The 25,370-nt window shown below is 31.9% G+C and carries 21 protein-coding genes; all 21 read left to right on the top strand.

Annotated features, from left to right (window positions below; genetic code table 11):
- The first annotated feature begins 68 nt into the window (after positions 1 to 68).
- The 21 genes from BUA99_RS07110 to BUA99_RS07005 all read left to right on the top strand — a co-directional run bounded on the left by BUA99_RS07110 (position 69) and on the right by BUA99_RS07005 (position 25,352).
- Positions 69 to 3,209 (top strand): SusC/RagA family TonB-linked outer membrane protein, encoded by a 3,141-nt coding sequence (locus tag BUA99_RS07110; RefSeq protein ID WP_084673503.1) that lies wholly within the window; start codon positions 69 to 71, stop codon positions 3,207 to 3,209.
- 9 nt (positions 3,210 to 3,218) lie between these two features.
- Positions 3,219 to 4,715, top strand: coding sequence for a RagB/SusD family nutrient uptake outer membrane protein (locus BUA99_RS07105; protein ID WP_072990146.1), 1,497 nt, complete (start codon positions 3,219 to 3,221; stop codon positions 4,713 to 4,715).
- Between the two features lie 275 nt (positions 4,716 to 4,990).
- Positions 4,991 to 5,860, top strand: coding sequence for an ABC transporter permease (locus BUA99_RS07100; RefSeq protein ID WP_072990145.1), 870 nt, complete (start codon positions 4,991 to 4,993; stop codon positions 5,858 to 5,860).
- Positions 5,861 to 6,079: 219 nt separating this feature from the next.
- Entirely contained in the window at positions 6,080 to 7,366 is a 1,287-nt protein-coding gene (locus BUA99_RS14825; RefSeq protein WP_084673496.1) for an ABC transporter ATP-binding protein, read from the top strand.
- Positions 7,344 to 8,135: a class I SAM-dependent methyltransferase gene (locus BUA99_RS07085; protein ID WP_072990143.1), complete on the top strand. Its 792-nt coding sequence runs from the start codon at positions 7,344 to 7,346 to the stop codon at positions 8,133 to 8,135. The genes BUA99_RS14825 and BUA99_RS07085 overlap by 23 nt, the downstream gene beginning before the upstream one ends.
- A gap of 9 nt (positions 8,136 to 8,144) precedes the next feature.
- A complete protein-coding gene (locus tag BUA99_RS07080; protein ID WP_159430930.1) occupies positions 8,145 to 9,164 on the top strand; it encodes a glycosyltransferase family 2 protein in 1,020 nt (339 codons plus the stop codon).
- Entirely contained in the window at positions 9,161 to 10,054 is an 894-nt protein-coding gene (locus tag BUA99_RS07075) for a glycosyltransferase family 2 protein (protein WP_072990139.1), read from the top strand. The genes BUA99_RS07080 and BUA99_RS07075 overlap by 4 nt, the downstream gene beginning before the upstream one ends.
- 5 nt (positions 10,055 to 10,059) lie before the next feature.
- Positions 10,060 to 10,962 (top strand): glycosyltransferase family 2 protein, encoded by a 903-nt coding sequence (locus BUA99_RS07070; protein ID WP_072990137.1) that lies wholly within the window; start codon positions 10,060 to 10,062, stop codon positions 10,960 to 10,962.
- Complete coding sequence (locus BUA99_RS07065; RefSeq protein ID WP_072990134.1) at positions 10,959 to 11,858, top strand: glycosyltransferase family 2 protein; 900 nt, start codon at positions 10,959 to 10,961, stop codon at positions 11,856 to 11,858. Before BUA99_RS07070 ends, BUA99_RS07065 begins: the two co-directional genes overlap by 4 nt.
- Positions 11,859 to 11,868: 10 nt before the next feature.
- On the top strand, positions 11,869 to 12,777 hold the full coding sequence (locus tag BUA99_RS07060; protein ID WP_072990131.1) for a glycosyltransferase family 2 protein: 909 nt from the start codon (positions 11,869 to 11,871) through the stop codon (positions 12,775 to 12,777).
- Positions 12,778 to 12,781: 4 nt separating this feature from the next.
- The gene (locus BUA99_RS07055; protein ID WP_072990128.1) at positions 12,782 to 13,987 is read left to right on the top strand and encodes a hypothetical protein; all 1,206 of its coding nucleotides are present in this window, start codon (positions 12,782 to 12,784) and stop codon (positions 13,985 to 13,987) included.
- Positions 13,988 to 13,990: 3 nt separating this feature from the next.
- The gene (locus BUA99_RS07050; RefSeq protein ID WP_072990125.1) at positions 13,991 to 14,809 is read left to right on the top strand and encodes a class I SAM-dependent methyltransferase; all 819 of its coding nucleotides are present in this window, start codon (positions 13,991 to 13,993) and stop codon (positions 14,807 to 14,809) included.
- Positions 14,810 to 14,833: 24 nt separating this feature from the next.
- Complete coding sequence (locus tag BUA99_RS07045; protein WP_072990121.1) at positions 14,834 to 15,937, top strand: glycosyltransferase WbsX family protein; 1,104 nt, start codon at positions 14,834 to 14,836, stop codon at positions 15,935 to 15,937.
- Positions 15,938 to 15,968: 31 nt separating this feature from the next.
- Positions 15,969 to 16,967, top strand: coding sequence for a glycosyltransferase family A protein (locus BUA99_RS07040; RefSeq protein ID WP_159430929.1), 999 nt, complete (start codon positions 15,969 to 15,971; stop codon positions 16,965 to 16,967).
- Entirely contained in the window at positions 16,964 to 17,848 is an 885-nt protein-coding gene (locus BUA99_RS07035) for a glycosyltransferase family 2 protein (RefSeq protein WP_072990116.1), read from the top strand. The genes BUA99_RS07040 and BUA99_RS07035 overlap by 4 nt, the downstream gene beginning before the upstream one ends.
- 69 nt (positions 17,849 to 17,917) lie before the next feature.
- A complete protein-coding gene (locus tag BUA99_RS07030; protein ID WP_072990113.1) occupies positions 17,918 to 18,964 on the top strand; it encodes an N-acetylneuraminate synthase family protein in 1,047 nt (348 codons plus the stop codon).
- 277 nt (positions 18,965 to 19,241) lie between these two features.
- Complete coding sequence (gene neuC / locus BUA99_RS07025) at positions 19,242 to 20,399, top strand: UDP-N-acetylglucosamine 2-epimerase (RefSeq protein ID WP_072990111.1); 1,158 nt, start codon at positions 19,242 to 19,244, stop codon at positions 20,397 to 20,399.
- Positions 20,399 to 21,100: an acylneuraminate cytidylyltransferase family protein gene (locus tag BUA99_RS07020; protein WP_072990109.1), complete on the top strand. Its 702-nt coding sequence runs from the start codon at positions 20,399 to 20,401 to the stop codon at positions 21,098 to 21,100. The genes neuC and BUA99_RS07020 overlap by 1 nt, the downstream gene beginning before the upstream one ends.
- Positions 21,100 to 22,809, top strand: a complete 1,710-nt coding sequence (gene asnB, locus BUA99_RS07015; protein ID WP_072990107.1) for an asparagine synthase (glutamine-hydrolyzing) — start codon at positions 21,100 to 21,102, stop codon at positions 22,807 to 22,809. Before BUA99_RS07020 ends, asnB begins: the two co-directional genes overlap by 1 nt.
- 81 nt (positions 22,810 to 22,890) lie before the next feature.
- A complete protein-coding gene (locus BUA99_RS07010) occupies positions 22,891 to 24,282 on the top strand; it encodes a glycosyltransferase family protein (RefSeq protein ID WP_072990106.1) in 1,392 nt (463 codons plus the stop codon).
- Positions 24,273 to 25,352 carry a glycosyltransferase family 4 protein gene (locus BUA99_RS07005; RefSeq protein ID WP_234972924.1) on the top strand — a complete coding sequence of 360 codons (1,080 nt, stop codon included), beginning with the start codon at positions 24,273 to 24,275 and terminating at the stop codon, positions 25,350 to 25,352. Before BUA99_RS07010 ends, BUA99_RS07005 begins: the two co-directional genes overlap by 10 nt.
- The last annotated feature ends 18 nt before the right edge of the window (positions 25,353 to 25,370 follow it).

The raw sequence follows: 25,370 nt of genomic DNA, 5'->3' as shown, positions 1-25,370 counted from the left end.
GCTTATTTAATATTTTATTGTGAGTTTTGCGTCATAAACAAAATCAAACAAAATCAAACAAAACAAAAATGAAATTAAAAATCAATTGGATTCTAACACTATTAATAGTGTTCTCTATTCAGCTTTCTTTTGCACAAGAGAAAACTGTTTCAGGTGTGGTCTCGGATGCCAGTGGTGCTATTCCCGGAGCGAATGTTATTATTAAAGGTTCAAAAAACGGAATTCAAACTGATTTTGATGGTAAATATTCCATTAGAGCGAAAGCAGGAGATGTTTTGATCTTCTCATTTGTAGGGATGAACAATTCCTCTGTAACAGTTGGAGCTTCTAACACAGTGAACGTTAAATTAGTATCTGATTCGCAAAATCTAGAAGAAGTAGTAATAATTGCATACGGTCAGGCTAAGAAGTCCTCGTATACAGGATCGGCAACTTCTGTAAAAGGGGAAGCCTTAGTTAATAGACCTACTACAAACGTTCTTGCTGGATTGGAAGGCGCCGTTTCAGGTGTTCAATTTCAAAGTGGTGCAGGTCAGCCAGGTTCTCAACCAGCAATACGAATTAGAGGTTTTAGTTCTATAAGTGGATCTAATACTCCTTTATATATTGTTGATGGTGTACCGTTTACAGGAGATATCAGTAATATCAATGCGGCTGATGTTGAAAGTCAAACTATTTTAAAAGATGCAGCATCAACCTCTTTATATGGTTCTAAGGCGGCTAATGGGGTTATTATAATCACAACAAAGAAAGGAACTTCAGATAAAGATAAATTTACTCTAAACGTAAGCACTGGTTTGTCTTCTCGTGGTATTCCTGAATATGATAGGATTAATGCTTTTGATTATTACCCAATCACTTGGGAAGCAATCAGAAACAGTAGACCTATGAGTACTCCTGCACTTCTTGCAACTGCTAACGCTTTTGCATCGACTAGAACTCCACTAGACCTTGTTACCAATCCTTTTAACGTAGCAACTACTAATTTATTTGATGCTAACGGAAAATTGAATCCTGCTGCACAATTGCTATATCCTGATGATTTAAGTTGGGAAAAGCAATTAGAAAGAGTAGGTGTTAGACGTAACGTTGACTTTAATTACCAAGGTAGAACAGAAAAAACAGATTATTTCGTATCGCTAGGTGATTTAAGTGAGGAGGGAGCAATTAAAAATTCAGATTTTAAGAGAACAACTGCTCGTTTAAATGTAAATACGAAATTGAAAGAATGGTTTAAGACTGGTTTAAACCTCACTGGAATTTACACTAATTCTAACCAAGCTGTAGATGGAGCAAATAACACCTCATCTTTCAACAATCCTTTTAGAACAAATCGTTACATGGGTCCAATTTACCCAGTTTTTGAGCATGACGCAACTGGAGCGGTAGTTTTAGATGCTATAGGACAGCCGGTTTATTCTCAAATACGTGGATCTGGAGCTTCAAATGGAAGAAACGTTGTCTATGAAACATTAAACAATATTGACAGAAACAAAGCTCTTACTGTAAATGCACGTACTTACGCTGAATTTAGATTCCTGAATGATTTTAAATTCACTACCAATTTTGCATTTGATAATACACATTCAAACAACAATGTTTTTTGGAATAAATTAATTGGAGATGGAGCACCTGACGGATACGCCTCCCGATCAAATACGATTCAAACTGGTATAACATTTAATCAATTATTAGAATACACTAAAAGTGTAAATAAAAATAATTTTAGCGCATTATTTGGACATGAAAGTTTTGATTATGAACTTAATTATTTATTTGGTTCAAAAAGGATTCAGAATGTTCCTAATAATACAGAATTCATCAATTATATAACGGTTTCTGATCTAACTTCTTATACAAGAAATTACGCTACGGAATCATTCTTTTCTAGAGTTGGTTATGATTATGATGGTCGTTATATCCTATCCGGTTCATTCCGTAGAGATGGTTCTTCTAAATTCGCAGAAGCTAATAAATGGGGTAATTTTTATTCTGTAGGAGCTGCGTGGAATATCACAAAGGAATCATTTATGCAAGGAGTGACTTGGGCTGATGAGTTGAAACTTAGAGGATCTTTTGGTGAAGTGGGTAATGATTCGCACATTAGTAATGGTGGATTGAGTTACTATATTGGAGCACCTACATTTTCATTAGGATTTAACAATGCTAATGAAGGCGGTGTTATTACAAATGATCAAGGTGCACCAAACTTAAAATGGGAGAAAAATACACAAAAGGATATCGCATTAGATTTTTCATTTTTCAATGGTAGATTACGAGGTGCAGTAGAATATTATAATAGAACTACTGACGGATTAATCTTTGATGTGCCAGTTCCAGTTTCATCCGGTTTAGATTCAAAGGTTGAAAACATTGGTTCTATGTTCAACCAAGGTATTGAAGTTGGAGTTGACGCAATGATCGTGAAAACAAATAACTTCTCATGGAACATCAATGTAAATGCTTCTACTATTAAAAATGAAATTACTGCATTACCACAAGCAGAAATTATTACTGGAACTAAAAAATACACTGTAGGTTCCTCGATTTATGATTATTGGTTGAGAGACTGGTATGGTGTAGATGCTGCAGACGGGTATGCTTTATATGTAGTAGATCCTTTACTGACAAATCCAACTGACACTGATTCTAGAGTAGTGAATGGAGTAAATGTTACTATAAACCAAAACAAAGCATTATATAAATATCACGGATCTGCTCTACCGGACTTATTTGGTAGTGTTTCAAATACTTTCAAACTTGGTAGTTTTCAAGTGGATGTTTTGATGACCTATCAAGTAGGAGGTAAAACATACGATTCTAATTATGCTGCATTAATGCACTCAGGAATTACGTATGGTTCTGCGTTGCATAGTGACATCTTAAACAGATGGCAAAAGCCAGGCGATATTACAAATGTTCCAGCAGTCAATATCAGTAGAAACCCACAAAATTCAGCAGCCTCTGATCGTTGGTTAATTGATTCAGACTATATTTCTTTGAGACAAGTATCATTATCATACAAGTTACCTAAAAATATAATTTCACAATTAAATATTGATGCAGCTAAATTTTACGTAAATGGTGAAAATTTAGCGTTGTTCACAAAAAGATCAGGAATGGATCCTCAAGCTAATTTTAATGGAACTACACAAAATAGGTTTGCACCTTCTAGAATAATTTCATTAGGAATCAATTTAAACTTTTAATTTAATATCATGAAAATACAAAACAAAAAACTTTTATTGATGGTATTATCGGTACTATCATTAAGCTCCTGTTCAGAAGATTTTTTAGTAAAAAAACCAACAGAATTTGTTGATTATGCATCTGCTACTGCAACAACAGCTAATTTATATTCCTCTTTAAATGGAATACACCGTTCTTTATATATTAGATATGAAGGACAAAATGAAACCGGAATTGCGGGCGTTATGCAAGCAGTAGATATCGCTGGCGAGGACATCGTGTATCCAATATCTAATGGTTGGTTCCTAGGCGTTTACAACTGGACGGGTTTAAGCAATGAAAATTCTCAAGATGTTGCATTTCCATACAGAACTTTTTATAGAATCAATCGAAATGCAAATACAATACTAGACGCTGTTGATATTGCAAATGGACCTGAGGCTGATAAAAAGATAATCAAAGGACAAGCGTTATTGTATAGAGCATTTTGTCATTTCCAGTTAGTACAACTATACGGAAAAAGATATGATGCAACAGCGATTCCAAATTCTCAATTGGGAATTCCACTTGCTCTAAAAGTATCGAATGAAAAATTGCCAAGATCTACTGTTGAGGATGTTTATACGCAAATCAATAAAGATATCGATGCAGCCCTATTGTTATTAGTTGGTTATAACAAGCCTAATAATTCTCATTTAGATTTAAGAGTTGCTCAGGGTTTAAAAGCTCGTGTGGCATTAGTTCAACAAAATTGGCCAGCAGCCTCTACATTTGCTGCAGCAGCAAGATCAGGCAAAACATTAATGACACCGGCTGCTTATACCTCAGGTTTCAATTCGTACACGAATTCTGAATGGATGTGGGGAAGTTTTGTTAATGAACTTCAATCAGAATCCTTTGCTAATTTTGGAGCTTACATGTCACGTAATTATAGTTCAACGGTGATTCGTTCTTGCCCTAAAGCTATTTTTAATAAATTATTAGATCGTTTTCCAGCGACAGATGTACGTTCTACACTTTTTAGTAGAACTGGAGCACATCCTAATATTACTTTAGTTTCTACAGCACGTTCATTTCCATTCACAAGTCAAAAATTTCTATCGGTTAGCACTGGAGACAGTAGATGTGACGTTCCTTACATGCGTATTGCTGAAATGTTCCTTATCGAAGCTGAGGCAAAAGCAAGGTTAAATGACCCAACAGCATCTCAAATTTTGTTTAACTTAGTTACAGCAAGAAATGCCGCTTATGTTAGATCTACAGCTACTGGTCAAGCGCTAATTGACGAAGTTTTATTAAATAGAAGAATTGAATTATGGGGCGAAGGATTTAGATTTTACGATTTAAAAAGAACTAATTCAGCTTTGGATAGAACTGGACCTACAACGCTTCCGGCTACAACGTCTAATCACATCACATCAGTTGCAAATGTAATGAGTATTCCTGCTGGTGACAAAAGATGGCAATGGTTGTTCCCAAGGGCAGAAATTAATGCAAATCCAGCAATAGTACAAAACCCGAATTAATAAATTTTAAAGTATCAAAGACCTTTTTATCTAGTATTTTATAATATAAATGAGATTTAAATAAAAAAGCATCCAGTTCAATCTGGATGCTTTTTTATTTATAATCCTTAGTAAATAATCTTTAATAGAATTATTACTTAAAATTTTAGCACTTCTTATTTCTTTTCTATATTCGCCGTATATTTAAACTTTTGCCACAGCCTTATCTTTATTATATATTTTAAAATTTAAACACCTTAATTGCAAGTACTTAAATTATATTTGAGCATCTATTAATGAATAATTTAGAACAAAAAAACACCACTTGGTTGTTTGAAATAACACCAAAAAATAAATTTTTCACTCTCAATTTAAAGGAGGTTTGGCAATATAGAGATTTGCTATTTCTTTTTGTAAAAAGAGATGTGGTCACCATGTATAAACAAACCGTTTTAGGGCCGCTTTGGTACTTGATACAACCTTTATTTACCTCTATTACATTTACCATTATTTTTAATAATTTAGCAGGAATCAGTACAGGAACCGTCCCGCCGTTTTTATTTAATTTAGCAGGAATCACTATTTGGAATTATTTCACCGCTTGTCTTACTGGAACTTCAAATACCTTTGGCAGTAATGCTGGAATTTTTGGTAAGGTCTATTTCCCACGATTAATTGTACCTATATCAATTGTAGTGTCTAATTTGATTAAATTCGGAATTCAGTTTTTTATTTTCGTCGTTTTTTATATTTACTATTTCGTTCAAGGTGCAGCAATTAGTCTTAATCCTGCGGTGCTATTTTTCCCATTATTGATTGTATTAATGGGTATATTAGGACTAGGATTAGGAATGTTTATTTCTTCTCTAGTTACTAAATATAGAGATTTTAGTTACCTAATAAATTTCGGTGTGCAATTATTAATGTACGTTTCGGCGGTGATGTATCCTTTAGCATTAATTGAAGAAAAAATACCTAATTATGCGTGGCTCGTACATTATAATCCACTGGCATATATCATTGAAACAACACGATTTATGTTACTTAATGTAGGTGAGATTTCCATATTAGGATTGACTTACACAACTATAGTAACAGTAGTTTTGTTATTAATAGGTATCTTGATTTTTAATAAAACAGAGAAGAGTTTTATTGATACCGTTTAAATAAAAAGGAATCCTAAAATCGTAGAGAATTAACTTTTAATTCTAACAAAAAATAATATCGTTACGAAAAGTATCTAGTGTCAATACAAATTGGGATTTAGAGTGCGAAGCGGTAGAAACTATTTAAATATCCTTGATACAAACAGTTTAAGTGATTAAAATTAATTTCAAATTTTATTAATTAGTATTGATTTGCAGCATTAGAATATCAAATAAAAAATGAAAGACATCATTCTTAAAGCAGAGAACATTTCGAAACAATACCGCTTGGGCCAAGTGGGGACTGGTACGTTGAGTCACGACCTAAACCGCTGGTGGCATCAGGTGCGTGGAAAGGAAAATCCGTATTTAAAAATAGGTGATGTTAATGATCGCAGCACAAAAGGTTCTACTGATTATGTATGGGCTTTGCAGGACATTAATTTTGAGGTAGAACGGGGGGAAGTGCTAGGGATAATTGGTAAAAACGGTGCAGGAAAGTCGACACTTTTAAAAATCTTATCTAAAGTTACAGCACCTACAACAGGTAGTATAAAATCTCGTGGACGTATTGCTTCATTGCTCGAAGTGGGGACAGGATTTAATGGCGAAATGACCGGTAGAGAAAATATCTTTTTGAACGGAGCTATTTTAGGAATGACCAAAAAAGAAATCACTTCAAAATTGGACGAAATAATAGACTTCTCTGGTTGTGAGCGTTATATAGATACACCTGTAAAACGCTATAGTTCTGGTATGACGGTGCGACTCGCCTTTGCAGTTGCCGCATTTCTAGAGCCGGAAATTTTAGTAATAGACGAAGTTTTAGCCGTGGGTGATGCCGAGTTTCAGAAGAAAGCGATAGGTAAAATGCAGGATATTTCTAAAGGTGAAGGCAGGACGGTTTTGTTTGTGAGTCATAATATGGCGGCTGTTAAGAGCTTGTGCACAAGAGGAATTGTTTTGGAGAATGGGGGAGTAGTTCTCGATGATGAAATTGACGAAGCAGTCGATTATTATTTAATGTCAAATGAAAAATTAACTACTAATACCCAACTGGAAAATGGATATTTCGATATTAGCAACCACCCATCTAAACAAAATAAAAATTTTGGAATTATTGGTGTGGAATTATTTTGCAATAATTTCAGAACAAGCACTTTATTGACAGGCAGTTTAGTACAGTTTAAATTTAAATTTAAAAACCCTTACAAATATAGAGAGCCAGTCCTTGGAATTGTAATTAAGGATATTAATGGTCTAGAGATTTTAGGACTGAACAATAGAAATACTAAAGATAATTTAAAATCTAAAAATGCAGAAGATTCAATTAGTTTATTGTTTCCTGTTTTTAGAATTATAAAGTCAAAAAAATATACTGTTGATATTTATTTTGGTGACGAAGAGAGTAACGTTGACATAGTAACCGATGCTTTTTATTTTAATGTGTTAACAGTTCTCGATGAACGCAAACCTATTCAAGAAAAGTTAAATTTTTTTTACGATGAGGAAATTAAATTTCAATAATATATTAAGCGAAGAAGTAAGATATGTGCATGACGAGAGTGTTCACAACTTTTCCGCCGCACGGGAAATAGTACCATTTATTATGGATCTAGTAAATCCAAAATCTGTGGTTGATGTAGGGTGCGGTACTGGAACCTGGTTAAAAGTATTCAACGATAATAAGGTTTCTGACTTTATAGGTATAGATGGTGACTATGTCAACAAACAATCCTTGAAAATCAATATTAATTTATTTATCGAACATAATCTTGAAACACCTTATATTTCTGATAGGAATTTTGATCTGGTTATTTCTTTAGAAGTAGCGGAACATTTAAAAGAGGACAGTGCGGATATCTTTGTGGAAACATTAACTAAATTGGGTGATACCATAATTTTTTCAGCAGCGATTCCTAATCAAGGTGGTCAAAATCATTTAAACGAAAGAGAGCCAGCTTATTGGATTTCTAAATTTCAAAAACAAGGTTTTATTTGCTATGATGTTATAAGACCTATGTTTTGGGAAAATACAAACGTGGACTGTTGGTATAAGCAAAATATATTATTATTTTCTAAAAATCCAGAACTGATAAAAAAAATAATCATTATGAATAGTTTTTCCGGTGCGCATCTAGTGCACCCAGAACTTTTAAGGATTAAGGAAGGTGGATTAGAACAAATGAATAGAAAATATGATGGAATTCTAAATTTGAAAGAATCAATTAAATTTTATTATAATTTGTTTATTAGTGCTTTGAAAGATAAGGTTCAGAAAAAGCTAACTAAATAACTTATGCTTTTGCGTTCTAAAATATCTGTTTTAATGCCTGTATTCAATTGTGCGATGTACGTAAAGGAAGCTATTGACAGCATTTTAAATCAAACTTATACCGATTTTGAATTTCTTATTATTGATGATTGCTCAACAGACGCGACGTTGCAAATTTGCAAATCTTATCAAGATGAACGAATTATAATTTTTGAAAAAGTAGAAAACACTGGAATTTCTAATAGCTTAAATTATCTTTTGTCTATTGCCAAAGGTAGGTACATAGGTAGAATGGATGCAGATGATATTTGTTTAGCAACTCGTTTTGAAAAGCAGGTCGCCTTTATGGAAGCAAATGAAGACGTTGTGCTTTGTGGTTCTAATTTTTCTATTATCGGCGACGATGGATTTATAAATTTACCACAATTCCATGAAGACATAAAAATCAGTCTCTTATCTGGTAATTGTATCGTACATCCGAGTGTAATGCTGAGAAAAAGTACACTGTTTAAACATAAGTTGACTTACGATCCAAATATGGAGCCTGCTGAAGATTATGATTTGTGGATTAAATTATTAATGATTGGAAAATTATATAATATTCAAGAATCTTTGTTATTGTATCGTTCACATAATGGACAAGTATCGCGTCGTCAATCGGACAGACAGCTAGAAATCGCAAAATTAGTGCGTTTTAAATTACTGACTTACATGAGCCCAAACATTAATGCTGATCAAAAGAAAATTTATTTAAAAGCAATTGATAGTAGGGAAAAATTAAGTTTCGAAGATTTTTTAAAATTTTTACTATTAAAAAAAATAGTGATTGTTGCCAATGAAAGTGAATTTTTTAATAAAGTTAGTTTTTATAATTACTGGACAAATCTAGAATCCAGATTTATAAAATATTACTTCAAGAGTAAAAAATCTTACTCGATGTCTAATTTGATAGACTATTTAAAAGTTTTTACAAACATAAATGAACGCTTAAATTTTAAGGAGTTTTTTAAATTCACTTGTAAATCTTTTATCAATTATAGTATAAAATGACTAAAGTTTCCATAATAGTTCCCTGCTACAATCAAGCACAGTATTTACCTGAAGCGTTGCAATCTGTCTTAGATCAAACGTATAGTAATTGGGAATGTATTATTGTCAATGATGGAAGTCCAGATGATACTGATAAAGTTGCGCAAGAATGGTTGCGCAAGGATCCTCGATTTAAATATATTTATAAAGAAAATGGGGGTTTAAGTAGTGCTAGGAATGCTGGAATTGAAATAGCAGAGGGAGAATTTATGCAGTTTTTGGATTCAGATGATATTTTAGTTAGTAACAAATTAGAATTGTCATTAACTAACATTATCAGAGAGAATGCTCTAATTGTAGTGTCTAATTTTAGAATGTTTACAAATGATTGTGATGAAAGTACCGAGCCATTTTGCGTTTTGAAAGCAGAGTATTTGAATTATGAAAACATTCTATTAAATTGGGATATACAATTTTCAATACCAATTCATTGTGGCTTTTTTAAAAAATCTTTTTTTGATGTTTTTAGGTTTCCAATCGAATTAAAAGCCAAAGAAGATTGGATGATGTGGATATCAATATTTGAAAATAATCCCAAGAGTATATTTATTGATGAGGTTTTAGTAGGTTATAGACTTCACCAAGCTAGTATGACAAAGGATAAAAAGATAATGGAGACTAATTATTTTGCTTCTTTAATTTATTTGAAAAACAGACTTAAGGACTCTGATTTTGAAAAATTGTTGACTAAAAAGATTAGTTTTTTAAACGATAAAATTATTTATAATGAACTAAAATTTCAAAATATAAAAAATTCAAATAGTTACAAGCTGGGTTTTAAAATTCGTGATTTATCAGATAAAATTGGAATATTAGATTTATTTAAATTAATAGTAAAGAAATATAAATAAACTAAATGCTCGCTATAATTATCCCGTACTATAAATTAACTTTTTTTGAAGATACTTTGAAGTCATTGGCTAATCAAACTGATCAACGCTTTAATGTTTATATTGGTGACGATGCTAGTATCGAAAATCCGAGTAATTTATTAGAAAAATACATTAGAAAATTTAATATTGTTTACAAAAGATTTGATAGTAATTTAGGTGGTACTTCATTAACAAAGCAATGGGAACGTTGCATAGATTTGTCTAGAAATGAAGAATGGATAATGATTTTGGGAGATGATGATGTTTTGGGAGAAAATGTTGTTGAATCTTTTTATGAGAATTTATCTGAAATAATTAAAGAAGAAAGTAATCTAGTTCGTTTTGCAAGTCAATTGATTGATGGAATTGGAGAAATTTTTTCAAATGTTTTTTTACATCCTAAACTGGAAACAGCTAAATCCTCATATTGGAGAAAATTAAAACGAAAAACAAGAAGTTCATTATCCGAGTATATTTTTAAAAGAAATATATACTTACAGTTTAAATTTAGACAGTATCCATTAGCTTGGAATAGTGATGACATGGCATGGCTAATGTTCTCTGATTTTAAGGATATTTATACAATTAATTCTACTGTCGTTTTGGTTAGGCAAACACATCTGAGTATTTCAGGGAAAAAGGATAATTTAAAGGAGAAAAACACTTCGCAGCTTATGTTTTTAAAAGATTTAATGAATTCACGAATTATTAAACTAACAAAAAAAGAAAGAATTGAATTGTTGTATGAAACAGAGGTTTCTTTGAAACGAAAACAAAAACTTACTTTGGTAGAATGGTTACAGCTTGCATATGAGTATATTTATATTTTTTCTGCAATTGCTATTTTAAAATTTATTAGACGATTTTTAATTCAATTAGTTCGATGAATTCACTAGTTTCCATAATTATCCCTTGTTACATTCAAGCACAATACCTTGATGAAACCTTGCAATCAGTATTGGCGCAAACATATGATAAATGGGAATGTATTATTGTAAATGATGGTAGTCCTGATATCACTGACGAAGTTGCTAAAGTGTGGTTAGATAGAGATAATCGGTTTAAATATATTTACAAAGAAAATGGTGGTTTAAGTAGTGCTAGAAATGCAGGACTTAGAGTAGCAATGGGTGATTTTATTCAGTTTTTAGATGCTGACGATTATTTAGATTCAAGGAAACTAGAATTCTCTTTAAAAGCAGTTCAATTTGATATTGAGAATAATATTATAATTTCAAACTTCAGAATGTTTGTTAATGATCCTGCTCAGTCCTCAATACCCTATTGTAAATTGTCTGCTGATTTATTTAATTTTGACAAGCTATTGTACGATTGGGAAAATGGCTTTACCATACCGATCCATTGCGGATTTTTTGCGGTTTCCTTGTTTCTACACTTTCGGTTTCCAGAGGAGTTAAAGGCAAAGGAAGATTGGATATTATGGATTCTTATTTATAAAAACAATTGTAAAACTATTTTTATCGATAGACCTTTGGCTCTCTATAGAAAGAATCCGAACAGTATGACACAATCAGTGGATATGTTAGATGACTTTATTAGAGCATATCAGTATCTAAAACCTTATTTGTCAGCTGAGGAGTACCAAAAGCTCACAATAGTTTTATTAACTAGATATTATAAATCAGCAGGTTATTTTAAGGGTCGACTCAATCAAGTAAAGGTAACCAATACTTACAGGTTGGGGTTTTTGTTAAAAAAAATAGTACTTAAACTACGCATCTTAAAAACTTGTAAATACTTTTTTGAAAAGTTAATCAAATAAAATATTCGTTTTGTTAGCCATCGTTATCCCTTATTATAAAATTCGTTTTTTTGAAGCTACTTTACAGTCTTTAGCCGATCAAAAAGACAAACGATTTAAAGTTTACATTGGTAATGATGCTAGTAAAGATAATCCAGCTGCACTTTTAGAAAAATATCAAAATCAATTTGATTTTGATTATCAATATTATAATAATAATTTGGGATCCATCTATTTAACACAACAATGGGAGCGTTGTTTAACACAAGTTCAGGAAGAAGAATGGGTGATGTTTTTATGTGATGATGATGTTCTTGATTCCAATTGTGTAACTAGTTTTTATAAAAATTTAGACGAAATTATAAAAAACAAGGTCAATGTAATTCGGTACGCCACTGTGGTTATTGATCAAAATAATTTGCCTTTATCAGACGTTTATAAACATCCAGAATTGGAGCGATCCACTGATTTCTTAATGCGAAAATTTAAAGGAGGAACACGTAGTTCCCTGAGCGAATTTATTTTCAAAACTTCGGTCTTAAAAGAAGTACAGTTCAAAAACTTCCCGCTTGCCTGGTATTCGGATATCTTAGCAGTAGTGGAGGTTTCTAATTTTGAGTTGCTTTACACCATTAATGAAGTAGTCGTTTATTTTAGATTAAGTGGTGATAATATCACTTCTAAAACTGATAACTTGGTTTTAAAGAATGTAGGTACTTTTGGATTTTACCATTATCTATTAAAAGAAAAAAGTGCTTTTTTTAATGAAAGCGAAATTGCTGTTTTGAAGCAAAAATTGGAGAAAACGTTTTTAGATAATAAAAAAAATATCCGTTTTTGGAGATTATTTACAATATTATATTTTTCTCAATTATACATAAAAAGCTATTTTTTGTTTATCTGTAAAGCGATGAAAATGGTAGTAAAAAAAATAAAATAGGATTATGAAATTTTTAGTAATAGAACAAGATTTAAGAGTTTCGGGAACTAGTCAAGGGATTATTTCTCGTTCTTTTTTAGCAAAGCTACGTATAACTTATCCTGAGTCTATAATTGATGTTGTTTATTTGAAACAATATGCAAGTGAAGATCGATTAGATTTGCTTCCAATAAACTCTATTCTAGAAAAAGTATTGGACTTAAATATACCGTTTTCGACGTTATTGCTCAATAAAATATACTGGAGATTATTTAATATTTCACTCAAAGAAAAACACATTCATAAAGTATATGCAACTGAGATTGCAAAGATTGACTATAAAAGGTATGACCATATATTTATTAGGAGCGCAGGTTTGGAGCACGAAATGCTATTGGCTAGCAGAGACTTGCCGATTTTAAAACATGCCATAATTAATTTTCATGAACCATTTCCTTTCTTTTGGTGTGCAGGGTCGACAAGTTATTTGACAAATTTAGAACTTTTTAGGATGAAAATGATGAATCAAGTTGTTGCCCAGGCTAAAAGTTGCATCGCTACAGCTTTTTTAGCGAGAGACATGCAGTATTTATATGGTTCTCAAAAAAAGTTTTACGCTTTACCGCATCAGTATACTGAAAAAGTTTTTGATTTGTCCGATACTAGCCAAATCCTTAAAAAGAATAAAAAAGTGACTATTTCCTACCATGGAGCAATACAGTTCGGGAGGAATATAGATATTTTGTTAGATAGTTATGAAGAGTTGGTAAATTCAAACCAAATATATCAGGAGCAAAGTGAGTTTGTTGTAAGAATTAAAGGGGTAAATCTGGAAAACTTAAGAATAAAGTATGCCAAAACTCCCAATATTTTAATTTTGGATTGTTTGAATTTTTCTAATTCATCGTTCGAGCAAATTCACGAAACTGATATTACTATTATTCTCGAAAATGGACCATTATATTGTAATATTTTAGTTGGTAAAGCCCCTTTTTTAGCAGCTTATTATAAACCAGTTTTATCAATTTCGCCACCAAAGAGTGAATTACGAACAATCATTAAAGACGAAAAATACATTGCTGATTGTAATAATAAAGAAGAAGTAAAACAAAAATTAGAAGCTTTAATTATTGATAGGCTTAATTCTAAAGAACCTGCGTATCCTTTTCAAGATTATTTTAGCGATGAAAAATTTAAATTGATGATAAACAAGATTTTATTTAAAGATTAAAAAATGAAAAAAAAATGGTCAGGAGAAAGACTTGAAACAGATATTTACGGTGATGTTTCAGTTGAACACTTACATAGGTATGCAATGTCTTCAGTCCTTGTTGAGGATAAGATAGTCCTTGATATAGCTTCAGGAGAAGGCTATGGTTCTTTTTTAATGGCAAAAACTGCAAAAAAGGTGATAGGTGTTGACATAGATACAGATGTTGTTAATCTAGCTAGGGAAAAGTATAAAAATGATAATTTAGATTTTCTAGTAGGTAGTACTGACTGTATTCCACTAGAGAGCAATAGTGTAGATGTGTTAATAAGTTTTGAAACAATTGAACACCATGATAAACATGAAGAAATGTTTTTAGAAATAAAGAGAGTTTTGAAACCAAATGGAATTTTAATAATATCTTCTCCTGATAAACAATTTTATTCCAATTTACAAAAGAACAATCCCTATCACATCAAGGAATTGTACTTGGAGGAATTTGAAGATTTGTCTAAAAAACATTTTACTAATGTGAAAACATATTTTCAAAATTGTATTAATGGAAGCTCAATTATTGCACCTATTATTTTATTTGAAAATTTAAAAGTTTTTTCTGGAACATTTGAAAATATTTATACAAAAAAAATTTCTGCATTATATAACATAATAATTGCATCTGAACAATTTTTAGATGATGTCGATTTATCAATATTTGATGGTCAAACAATCTCAAAAAAAATAAATGAGGACAATATAAATTATATAAGATCTTCTACAACTTTTAAACTAGGAAGTGTAATTCTGAAACCATTTATAAAATTGAAAAATATTCTTTTAAAGTAAAAATTAAATATAATTATTTTTTAAATGAAAAAGGCAAGAATAATAGCTTATTATCTACCACAGTTTCATCCAATTCCTGAAAATGATATTTGGTGGGGAAAAGGATTTACGGAGTGGACAAATGTTGCTAAAGCTAAACCTCTGTTCAAAGGGCATGATCAACCAAAGCTTCCTGCTGATTTAGGTTATTATGATCTGCGATTGCCTTCTATTTTAGAAGAACAAGCTAGAATAGCTAAGGAATATGGTGTTGACGGTTTCTGTTACTGGCATTATTGGTTCGGTGATGGGAAGAGATTGTTAGAAAAACCCTTTCAAGCTCATTTAAATTCAAAAATAAAAGATGTTGGTTTTTCGTTAGCATGGGCGAATGTAAAATGGGGAGGCTTAGATTATGGTGATAAGTACCAGCGTTTATTAATAGACCAAAAATATCTTGGCCTAGAGGATTTTACTAAACATTTTTATGAAGTATTGCCTGCTTTTAAGGATGAACGTTATTTGAAAATTGATAATAAACCTATCTTTACAATTTATAATCCTTTGGGTTTACCTGACTCCAATTATTTTATCTCTCTATGGAATAAATTGGCTGTTGATAATGGTTTGGAAGGGGTATATTTTATTGCTTATCAGCATTTTAATTTTTCTTATCGAGAACATGGTTTTGATGCTTTAACACCACCAAGTCCAAGTCATCTTTTTAATAGAGTAAAGTTTTCATTTTTAGATAAGTTACTTAATAAATTTGTGGGTTATAAGCTAAATCAATTAAAATATAGAACGTTGAAACTACGTAATATTTATACGCACAAACAAATTGTTGAAGCGAGTGACTACAGAGATGTCGCTATCGATATCAAATTTCTTCCTAGTTGCAGCCCTAATTGGGATCATACGCCACGTAGCGGGAATAAAGGACAAGTAATTGTTGAGACAAATCCAGAGTTATTTTATCAAAACTTGTTGAACTGTTACAAGAGAATTGAAAATTATAAAATGGATGAAAAGATTATCTTTATAAAAGCTTGGAATGAATGGGCAGAAGGGAATTATCTTGAGCCAGATCATAGAATAGGCTTTCAAAATTTAGAGAAAATAAGATTATTTCAAGATATTACGTTTTAATATGCGCGTAGGATCAAACCCTCATAAAGATATGCCGATAGCGACAACTGAATATTTGCATCAGATTGTTATTCCCGTATATATACCTAATCATGAAGGGTATTTTAAAGATAGTCTCGCTATATTAAAGTTGTGTTTGCAATCGTTGTTAAGTACCGTGCATTCAAAAACGTTTATTACTGTTGTGAACAATGGTAGTAGTAACGCTGTCGATGCTCATTTAAAATATTTATTTCAATCCAATCAAATTCAGGAGCTCATAAATACCGAAAATATAGGAAAGTTAAACGCTATTTTAAAAGGTATTGTAGGAAACAATATTGAGTTGGTCACTATCTCAGATGCTGATGTGCTTTTTTTACCCAACTGGCAAATGGAAACGGTGAATATTTTTGCTAAAGTTCCTAAAGCTGGTGTAGTTGGGATTGTACCTCAATTTAAAATGTATGAGAGTAATTGCGGTAATGTATTATTTAATAATTTATTTAATGCTAAAATTCGTTTTACTGCTGTAAAAAATAAACTAGCATTAATTCGCTTTTACGATAGTTTAGGATGGGATCGAAAATACAATCAGGATTATTTACAGTGTAATTTAGCATTAAAAATAGATGATAAGCATACTGCTTTAATAGGATCAGGTCATTTTGTAGCTACTTACAAAAAAGATATTTTTGAAACGGTAGTTAGTTTTATTGGTTTTAAAATGGGTGGACATAGCGAAGGGTATTTAGATCGCTTGCCACTGGATAAAGATTATTGGCGATTAACAACTCAGGATAATTATGCCTATCATATGGGCAATGTTTTAGAAGATTGGATGCAAATAAAACATGATTCAATTGTTGATAAACCAATAATGCCTAGTAATTTTCAAAAGCAAAGAAAGATTAATTCTTTCTGTTTTTTTTTAAAAAATAGATTGTTTGTCAAATTTATTTCGGTAAGGTGGATGATGAAACTTTTTTTAAAATGGAAGAAACTACCAAAGGGAATGATAAATAATTTCAATTCAATAGGTTCTAAATGAAAGCCTCAATCCTTATAGTTTCAAAAAACAGGAAAGAAGATTTAACCATAACTTTGAATCGTATTGAATCATTAATTGATACAACTGAAGTTGAGGTATTAGTTTTTTTAGATGGATGTACAGATGATTCTCAGTATTTGCAGAATGAATTAGGCTGGGTTAGATGGTTTATTTCTGAAAAATCGATTGGGGCATCTGCAGCGCGACGCCATATTTATCCATTGGCTAATTCCGCTATTTTAATAGGTTTAGATGATGATGCACATCCATTAACCATAGAATTTCTATCTGAAATAGAAAAATTATTTGCAGCAAAACCCAATGTTGGAATTCTTGCTTTTGAGGAAGTAAAGGGTGTTTTTGGTTCAGATAAAGAGGCTTTAGCAGGATCTGAAGTAAATAAAAAAGAATTCCTTTGTTCAGAATTTATTGGTTGTGGTTTTGCCATTCGTAAATCAGTTTATGATATGACAAACGGATTTCCAGTTTGGATTGATATTTATGGAGAAGAATCTTGCTTGTCAATTGAAGTGATTGCGCGAGGCTATGATATTTTATATACGAATGCAATAAAAGTAAACCATAGAATAAATAAACAGCAACGAAAATTAAATAAGCAGAACTATTTTAGATTTGGAAAACAATTAAAGAATATAACTTTTTACTACTTGGTTTATTATCCTTCTCCGATACCAAAAATAATAAGATTATTTTGGCATAATTTTAAAAAATATGCTTTATCTGATTTTCAATGTTTTAAGTTGTTTTTCAAATCTATTTATCTCGTTTTTTCTCACTTTTTATTCGTATTAAAATTTCGTGCTCCTGTAAAACCTGAAATTTTACAAAAAATGAAGCAACTAAGTAATCCGAAATTTTAAATAAATCTAGTCGTAATATTAAGAATAAAAATAGTTACATCTGCTTTCAAAATCAAACATAAGCATCCCATGGCAATCAAAAAGCAATCACCCTATATCATCGCCGAAATTGGTCAAGCGCACGAAGGAAGTTTAGGAATATTATATTCTTATATTTATGCTGTAGCAAAAACTGGAGTTGATGCAGTAAAATTTCAAATGCATATTGCTGAAGCGGAAAGCAGCGAATACGAACCTTTTAGAGTGCAGTTTTCGAAAGAAGACAAAACTCGTTTTGATTATTGGAAGCGTATGGGTTTTTCCTTAGAGCAATGGAAAGGCATTAAACAATATTGTGATAAATTAGGATTAGATTTTATCTGTTCCCCATTTAGTAATTTGGCCGTCGATTGGCTTGAAGAAATGGGAGTTTTACAGTATAAATTGGGTTCTGGTGAGATTAATAATCTCTTGATTTTAGAAAAAATTGCACAAACGGGCAAGCCTGTGATGTTATCATCAGGTATGAGTTCGTATACAGAGTTAGATGAGACGGTTGCTTTTCTAAAAAATAAAAATATCGAATTTTCTATTTTGCAATGTACCACGGCTTATCCCACAAAACCAGAACAATTTGGTTTAAATATAATTCAAGAATTAAAGGAAAGATATGGAGTTGCGGTAGGTTTTTCGGATCATTCAGCTAGGGTTGAAACCTGTATTGCAGCAACTGTTCTAGGTGCTGAAATTTTAGAATTTCACGTCGTTTTTGATAGGCAACTTTATGGTCCCGACTCCACGTCATCATTAACTATTCATGAAATCAAAGAATTGGTGATTTCCGTTCGAAATATAGCATTAGCAATGCAAAATCCAACTGATAAGAATTCAAATGAAAACTTTACAGACTTAAAACAAATATTTGAAAAATCATTAGCAGTAAACAGGGATTTGCCTCTAAATCATATTCTGACCTTTGATGATTTAGAAGCTAAAAAGCCAAAAGGATACGGTATTGACGCATCACGATTTCAAGAAGTTATAGGAAAGGTTTTAAATAGAAACCTAAATCAGTGGGATTTTTTGAATCAGGAGGATTTATCTTCAACAAGCGCAGACCGACAGTCGTTTTTATAATTAATAGCTAATTTAAATTGCCACGCTGAGCCTGTCGAAGTGGTTTATATTAAAGCCTTGTCTTTATAATTAAGGTTTGTTTAAAATTGTCACACTGAGCCTGTCAAAGTATTTTGATATAAAAGCGATTTTAGTTATTACAGAAGAAGTCTTCGACTTTTCGTCAATCTCTAGAAAGACTGAGCTCAGGCTTACGATCCGTTTTATAATTGAGGTTTTCATGAGCTCTTACCTCTTCTTTTTTATTTACTTTTAAAGCCAAGAATAACACAGAAAAATGCAAAAAAGAAAAATAGCAGTAGTAATTACTGCGAGACCATCATATAGCCGAGTAAAAACAGTTCTAGCCGCTATTGAAGAGCATTCTGGTTTAGAATTACAGCTGATTGTCGCGGCTTCAGCCTTGTTGGAACGTTATGGATCAGCAGTGAATTATATTGAAAAAGATGGTTTTACTATAGCAGCAAAAGTTTTTAATGTTTTAGAGGGAGAAAATTTGACTGCTGCCGCCAAAACTACAGGAATTGGAATTCTGGAATTATCTACCGTTTTTGATAATCTAAAACCAGATATTGTAGTTACGGTTGCAGATCGGTTTGAAACCATGGCCACCGCTATTGCAGCTTCGTACATGAATATTCCTTTAGCACATATTCAAGGAGGAGAAGTCACGGGAAACATTGATGAAAAAGTACGTCATGCTATCACAAAACTTGCTGACTATCATTTTGTAGCTTCAGAAAATGCGAAGTATCGCGTTTTAAAATTAGGAGAAAATCCTGATTTTGTTTTTAATACTGGTTGCCCATCTATTGACATTGCATCGGAAATAAAAAAAATAAAAATACTTAATTTTAATCCGTATCAAAAATACGGTGGTGTAGGTGCCCAGCCTGATTTAGAAAATGGTTACCTAATTGTAATGCAACATCCAGTAACTACAGAATATCAAGATTCGCGTAAACATATTGAAGAGACATTGGAGGCAATAAAGGGATTGAATTTACCAACATTGTGGTTTTGGCCCAATGTAGATGCAGGAGCCGATGGAACTTCAACTGGGATTCGAAGTTTTAGAGAAAAAAATAAAATTAAAAATGTTCATTTTTTTAAAAACATGGAAGGCAGTGATTTTCTAGTTTTATTAAATAATGCAATAGGTTTAATTGGAAATTCTAGTGTTGGGATTCGCGAATGTGCCTATTTAGGTGTTCCTGTAGTCAACATTGGATCTCGCCAAAATCGTCGCGATAGGGGCGGTAATGTAACTGATGTTGCTTACGATAAAAACGAAATCAGCAGTGCTATAAAAGTTATTTTAAAAAATGGCAAATGCACACCTTCATCAATTTATGGCGGTGGTAAATCAGGAAACACTATAGCAGATTTGTTAGCGACATTACCTTTACAATTTCACAAAACAATTTCTTATTAATGAAAATCTTAGCTATAATACCTGCGAGAGGAGGTTCCAAAGGACTACCAGGGAAAAACTCAAAACAACTTGGAAAGCAATTTCTGATTTCTTTTACTATAAATCAAGCCGTTAAATGCAATTGTTTTACTAAAATAATTGTTTCCACAGACGATGATACGATAGCGACAATAGCAAGGAGTTCTGGCGCGGAAATTCCGTTTATGAGACCGACAGAATTAGCGACTGATACTGCTACAAGTATTTCAGTGGTGCAACATGCTGTTAATTTTTTTGAGGAAAAAGGAGAGTATTTCGATGCGGTTTGTTTGTTACAGCCTACTTCTCCTTTTCGGGAAATAGGATTTATTAGTAAAGCTATTTCTATTTTTAGTGAAAAAAAATCAGACTCGTTAGTAAGTGTTATTCGAGTTCCTGATGAATACAATCCGCATTGGGTTTTTGAGGGTGATGAAAAAGGATTTTTAAATATAGCCACTGGAGAAAAAGAAATTATCACACACAGGCAGAAATTGCCAAAGGCTTTTATCAGGGATGGCTCAATCTATTTAACAAAAGTTGAGACTATTAAAAAAGGTAGTTTATATGGAAATTCAATAAGTTATGTTGAGAGTAATCCTGAACTTTATATCAACATTGATAGTGCGTCTGACTGGGAAAAAGCGGAAGAAAAATTACCAACAATTCAACGACTTATCTAATGTGCGGTATTGCAGGAATTTTAGGCAAAGACAGTAATAACAGCAAAATTATTTGTGCAATGCTTGATGTTCAACAGCACAGAGGTCCCGATGCTAAGGCCCTCTGGGATGATGCTTTTATAACTTTAGGACACAACCGATTGCGCATCATTGACTTATCAGAAAATGCTAATCAGCCAATGGTTAGTATTTGTAGGAGATTTACAATTGTATATAATGGAGAGATTTATAATTATCTCGAAATCAAAGAGCAACTCAAAGAACATTATAATTTTAAAACTAATTCAGATACCGAAGTAGTACTGGCTGCATACATTCAGTGGGGAATTGCAGCTCTACAGCAACTGAATGGTATGTTTAGTTTTGCTATTTGGGATTGCCAAGACCATAAATTAATTGCAGTTCGTGATCGTTTTGGTGTGAAGCCATTCTATTATACAATTTTCCAAAATCAGTTATTTTTTAGTAGTGAAATAAAAACGTTGTTTACTGCAGGAGTGCCAAAATTTAAAAATCAAAAAGTTTGGGCTAATTATTATGTTTATGGAACTTATGGAATGCCCAATGAAACTTTTTGGGAAAATATACATCAGTTACCAGCAAGTCATTATTTTGAAGTATACTTTGATGAAAATCTTAAATATTCGAATATTAAATTACAAAAATGGTATGACTTTGCGAATAGGATAAAAAAAATTGTTCCGTCAACTGTGGCTGAATTAAAATTAAAATATACAGCGTTACTTAATGATGCAATTCAATTGCGTTTTAAAGCTGACGTTCCTCTAGGAATGAACGTCAGCGGGGGATTAGATTCTTCAACGTTGATCAATTTAGTTCATGAAAACTTATCATCACAACAATCTATTGAAGCCTTTACTTTTTATTCGAACAATAAAGAATATGATGAATTACCGTGGGTTGAAGAAGTAATAAAAACCACCTCATACCCGCTGAATAAAGTACTTTTTGATTACAAAGAAATTCCAAAATTAATTGATGCTGTGAGTTGGTTTCAAGATGAACCTTTTGGTGGTTTTCCAACATTGGCTTATAGCTTATTATTTGCAGCAGCAAGAAAAAAGGGTATCAAAGTGATTTTAGACGGTCAAGGTATGGATGAAGCTTGGGCGGGATATGATTATTATTTTAATAACAGCAATCACGTTATTCAGGGCTTAAATTCTAGTCCGGTGCGACCGGAAGTATTAATTGAATCTTTCAGAGCATTGGCTATAAAAGAGGAATATGAACGTCCATTTGATAATGACTTACAGAATCTACAATATCGAGATTTGTTTTACACTAAAATCCCAAGAGCTTTACGGTTTAATGACAGGATTAGTATGATGCATAGTATTGAATTGCGCGAACCTTTTTTAGATTACAGATTAGTAGAACTTGCTTTTGCCCAAAGCGAAACCTTGAAAATTCAAGACGGTAAAAGCAAATGGCTACTGCGAGATTTAGTAAAAAAAAAATTAGGAGATGCTATTGCACTAGCACCTAAACGAGCATTGCAAATTCCGCAACGGGAATGGATTGCAAATGAATTGTCAAGTTATTTTAATGAAAAAATAGAATTGTTTGCAAAATTAGAAAACATTGATGAAGATAAAGTACGAGAGATATGGAAGGATTACTTAAATGGAAATCAAGATAATAGTTTTTATCTCTGGCAATGGATCAATTCGATTTCTGTTCTTTAAGTTCCTTTACCGTTTTTAACCATTTCAGAGTAATAAACTTTGAAAGGGTTGGTTAAATTTTAAAAAAAACAGGTTACAAGCATGAAAAAATTAGGTATTGTAATTACAGATGGCGTAGGTTTTAGAAATTTTATTTTAAGTGATTTTTTAGCTGAAGCCGAAAAAACATTCGATGAGGTTGTGATTTTATCGTGTTTACCAGCTGCAATTTACAAGGATTTAATCTCAAAATCGAAAGTTATTGAACTCACTATTTTTACAGAAAAACCTCCGACATGGTTTTTTAGAAAAGCTAAAGAGGTCGCTCACCTTCGTTTGAATAAAGAAAATAATTTCGGTATTTTAGACAATTATAACGTAAATAAAACAGCAGTTAAAAGCTGGCGAGGGTATGCTACGCAATTTATTTATCAATTCACCTCCATTTTTTATTCCGAAAGCTGGATTACTCGATTCAACTTTATGCAGCAACAAACTTTTAAAAATCTTAAAATTTCTGTGGAATACAAGGCTCTTTTGGAGAAAGAAAATTTTGACATCTTATTTTTTACACATCAGCGCCCTCCTTATATTGTTCCTTTGGTATATCAGGCAGAAAACCTGAAAATAAAGACAGCTACTTTTATTTTTTCGTGGGATAATTTGGCCTCTAAAGGTCGGATGGCTGCTAATTTCGATTATTATTTAGTGTGGAGTGATTTAATGAAGAATGAATTACAGCAATTCTACGCTATGATTAGTAAAGAAAATATTGCAGTTGTGGGAACCCCACAATTTGAACCGTACGTGCTGGAACGTTATCATTCTAGTAAAGAAGATTTTCATTCTAAATTTGCTTTGGATGCATCCAAAAAAACAATTTGTTTTAGCTGTGGAGATATTTCTACCAGTAAAAATGATGAAGTGTATATTGAAACAATTGCTGCTGCTATTATAGATAGAAAGATAGAAACTGTTAATTTACTAGTAAGAACTTCGCCAGCAGAAGATCCCATTCGATTTACTAAACTTGTAAATAAATTTCCTTTTATAAAATGGAATTATCCAAAGTGGAGTTTGTCGCGGGAAGGTCATCAAGAAGAATGGTCACAAAGAGTCTCAACGATAGAAGATTTAAAAGACCTCAGAGCAATTTTAGCCTATTCAGACCTAAATGTAAATATGTTGTCTACCATGAGTTTAGACTTTATGCAGTTTGATAAACCAGTAATAAACAGTGTATTTGGTAATGAGAAAAACGGATTATACGATGACCAACGATTTTTGAGCTATGTACATATTAAAAATGTTGTAAACAGTAAAGCAACAAGAATTGTAAAAAATGAAGGAGAATTAATTTTAGCAATAAATGATTACTTGCTAAATCCAAATCTAGATTCAGAAAACAGAAAGCAATTATTACAATTGCAAGTGAGTAAACCTTTGCAGCATACAGGAAAAAGGATCGCCGAAAAGCTTTTAGAATGGTCATAAATAAAAAAGTAGCAATTTTATGCAACTATGAGTTGCTTGCAGATAGAGTGGGTGGAATGGATCATTTTTTCTGGCAATTTGACGCTAAGTGCAAGCAGAATGGCGTGGACGTATATTGGTTTTTTCCAAACCATGCTCAGCACGGAGAATATTTTAAGCTTAATATAATCGAGAGTAAAGAACAGAATGTTGAAACTTTTTTTCTTACTTTTTGTAATAACAATAAAACGGATTATGCTTATATTATTACTCATTTTGTAGAATTGTGCACTTCTTTTTTTTATAAAATCAAAAAATTTTCTAATGCAAAAATTATTGTAGTAGATCACAATCCAAGACCTATAAACGGATATTCTTTTGTAAAAAAAATAAAGAAAAGAATCAAAGGTTTATTGAATTCTAAATATATTGATACTTTTATTGGAGTTTCTGATTACACAAAAAAAGAGATAGTTAAAGATTTTGGTGAATATTTAAAACGCAAAATAATCACCATCTATAACGGCGTTGCAATTGAAAATATAAAAGTACGTAAAACAAGAAATGTGGTTAATCCAACATTCATCGTTGCTTCCCATTTGAGAGAATCGAAAGGAATTCAGGATTTGATTGACGCTGTTTCGTTATTACCTGATTTTATTAAAACCGAAATCAGAATAGCTATTTTTGGAGAAGGACCTTTTAAAGACAATTTAATTGCAAAAATAAAAGACAAGAAATTACAGGCAAACTTTCAGTTTATGGGTAGCTCTGCAAACTTAAATGAGCTATATTGTCAGTATGATTATATGCTTCAACCTACACACATGGAGTGTTTTAGTCTTTCAATATTAGAAAGTTTAGCTGCAAATGTTCCAGTAATTACTACTAATGTAGGTGGCAATGAAGAAGCAATTACCGATGGAGAAAATGGTTTTATCACTGATTCAAAAAACACTTTTTTACTACAAGACCTTTTAAAAAAAGTATATTTGGGCGAAAAAAAGATTTCGAAAAATACTAGACAATTAGTCGTCGATACTTTTTCGTTAAATCAAATGGTAGAAAATCACTTTACATTAATTCAATAAAGCCCCGCAATTACTCCA

It is taken from the genome of Flavobacterium segetis (assembly GCF_900129575.1).
Classification (GTDB): domain Bacteria; phylum Bacteroidota; class Bacteroidia; order Flavobacteriales; family Flavobacteriaceae; genus Flavobacterium; species Flavobacterium segetis.
The sequence above is the reverse complement of the archived record's forward strand: the minus strand, read 5'-3'. Positions and strand labels throughout refer to the sequence as shown.

Excerpts from the sequence above, each read along its gene's own strand:
- BUA99_RS07065 (WP_072990134.1), top strand. The coding sequence starts at position 10,959 with ATGAATTCACTAGTTTCCATAATTATCCCTTGTTACATTCAAGCACAA.
- BUA99_RS07055 (WP_072990128.1), top strand. The coding sequence starts at position 12,782 with ATGAAATTTTTAGTAATAGAACAAGATTTAAGAGTTTCGGGAACTAGT.
- BUA99_RS07045 (WP_072990121.1), top strand. The coding sequence starts at position 14,834 with ATGAAAAAGGCAAGAATAATAGCTTATTATCTACCACAGTTTCATCCA.
- BUA99_RS14825 (WP_084673496.1), top strand. The coding sequence starts at position 6,080 with ATGAAAGACATCATTCTTAAAGCAGAGAACATTTCGAAACAATACCGC.
- asnB (WP_072990107.1), top strand. The coding sequence starts at position 21,100 with ATGTGCGGTATTGCAGGAATTTTAGGCAAAGACAGTAATAACAGCAAA.
- BUA99_RS07040 (WP_159430929.1), top strand. The coding sequence starts at position 15,969 with ATGCCGATAGCGACAACTGAATATTTGCATCAGATTGTTATTCCCGTA.
- BUA99_RS07105 (WP_072990146.1), top strand. The coding sequence starts at position 3,219 with ATGAAAATACAAAACAAAAAACTTTTATTGATGGTATTATCGGTACTA.
- BUA99_RS07075 (WP_072990139.1), top strand. The coding sequence starts at position 9,161 with ATGACTAAAGTTTCCATAATAGTTCCCTGCTACAATCAAGCACAGTAT.
- BUA99_RS07035 (WP_072990116.1), top strand. The coding sequence starts at position 16,964 with ATGAAAGCCTCAATCCTTATAGTTTCAAAAAACAGGAAAGAAGATTTA.
- BUA99_RS07100 (WP_072990145.1), top strand. The coding sequence starts at position 4,991 with ATGAATAATTTAGAACAAAAAAACACCACTTGGTTGTTTGAAATAACA.
- BUA99_RS07085 (WP_072990143.1), top strand. The coding sequence starts at position 7,344 with ATGAGGAAATTAAATTTCAATAATATATTAAGCGAAGAAGTAAGATAT.
- BUA99_RS07070 (WP_072990137.1), top strand. The coding sequence starts at position 10,060 with ATGCTCGCTATAATTATCCCGTACTATAAATTAACTTTTTTTGAAGAT.
- neuC (WP_072990111.1), top strand. The coding sequence starts at position 19,242 with ATGCAAAAAAGAAAAATAGCAGTAGTAATTACTGCGAGACCATCATAT.
- BUA99_RS07010 (WP_072990106.1), top strand. The coding sequence starts at position 22,891 with ATGAAAAAATTAGGTATTGTAATTACAGATGGCGTAGGTTTTAGAAAT.
- BUA99_RS07005 (WP_234972924.1), top strand. The coding sequence starts at position 24,273 with ATGGTCATAAATAAAAAAGTAGCAATTTTATGCAACTATGAGTTGCTT.
- BUA99_RS07050 (WP_072990125.1), top strand. The coding sequence starts at position 13,991 with ATGAAAAAAAAATGGTCAGGAGAAAGACTTGAAACAGATATTTACGGT.
- BUA99_RS07110 (WP_084673503.1), top strand. The coding sequence starts at position 69 with ATGAAATTAAAAATCAATTGGATTCTAACACTATTAATAGTGTTCTCT.
- BUA99_RS07030 (WP_072990113.1), top strand. The coding sequence starts at position 17,918 with ATGGCAATCAAAAAGCAATCACCCTATATCATCGCCGAAATTGGTCAA.
- BUA99_RS07020 (WP_072990109.1), top strand. The coding sequence starts at position 20,399 with ATGAAAATCTTAGCTATAATACCTGCGAGAGGAGGTTCCAAAGGACTA.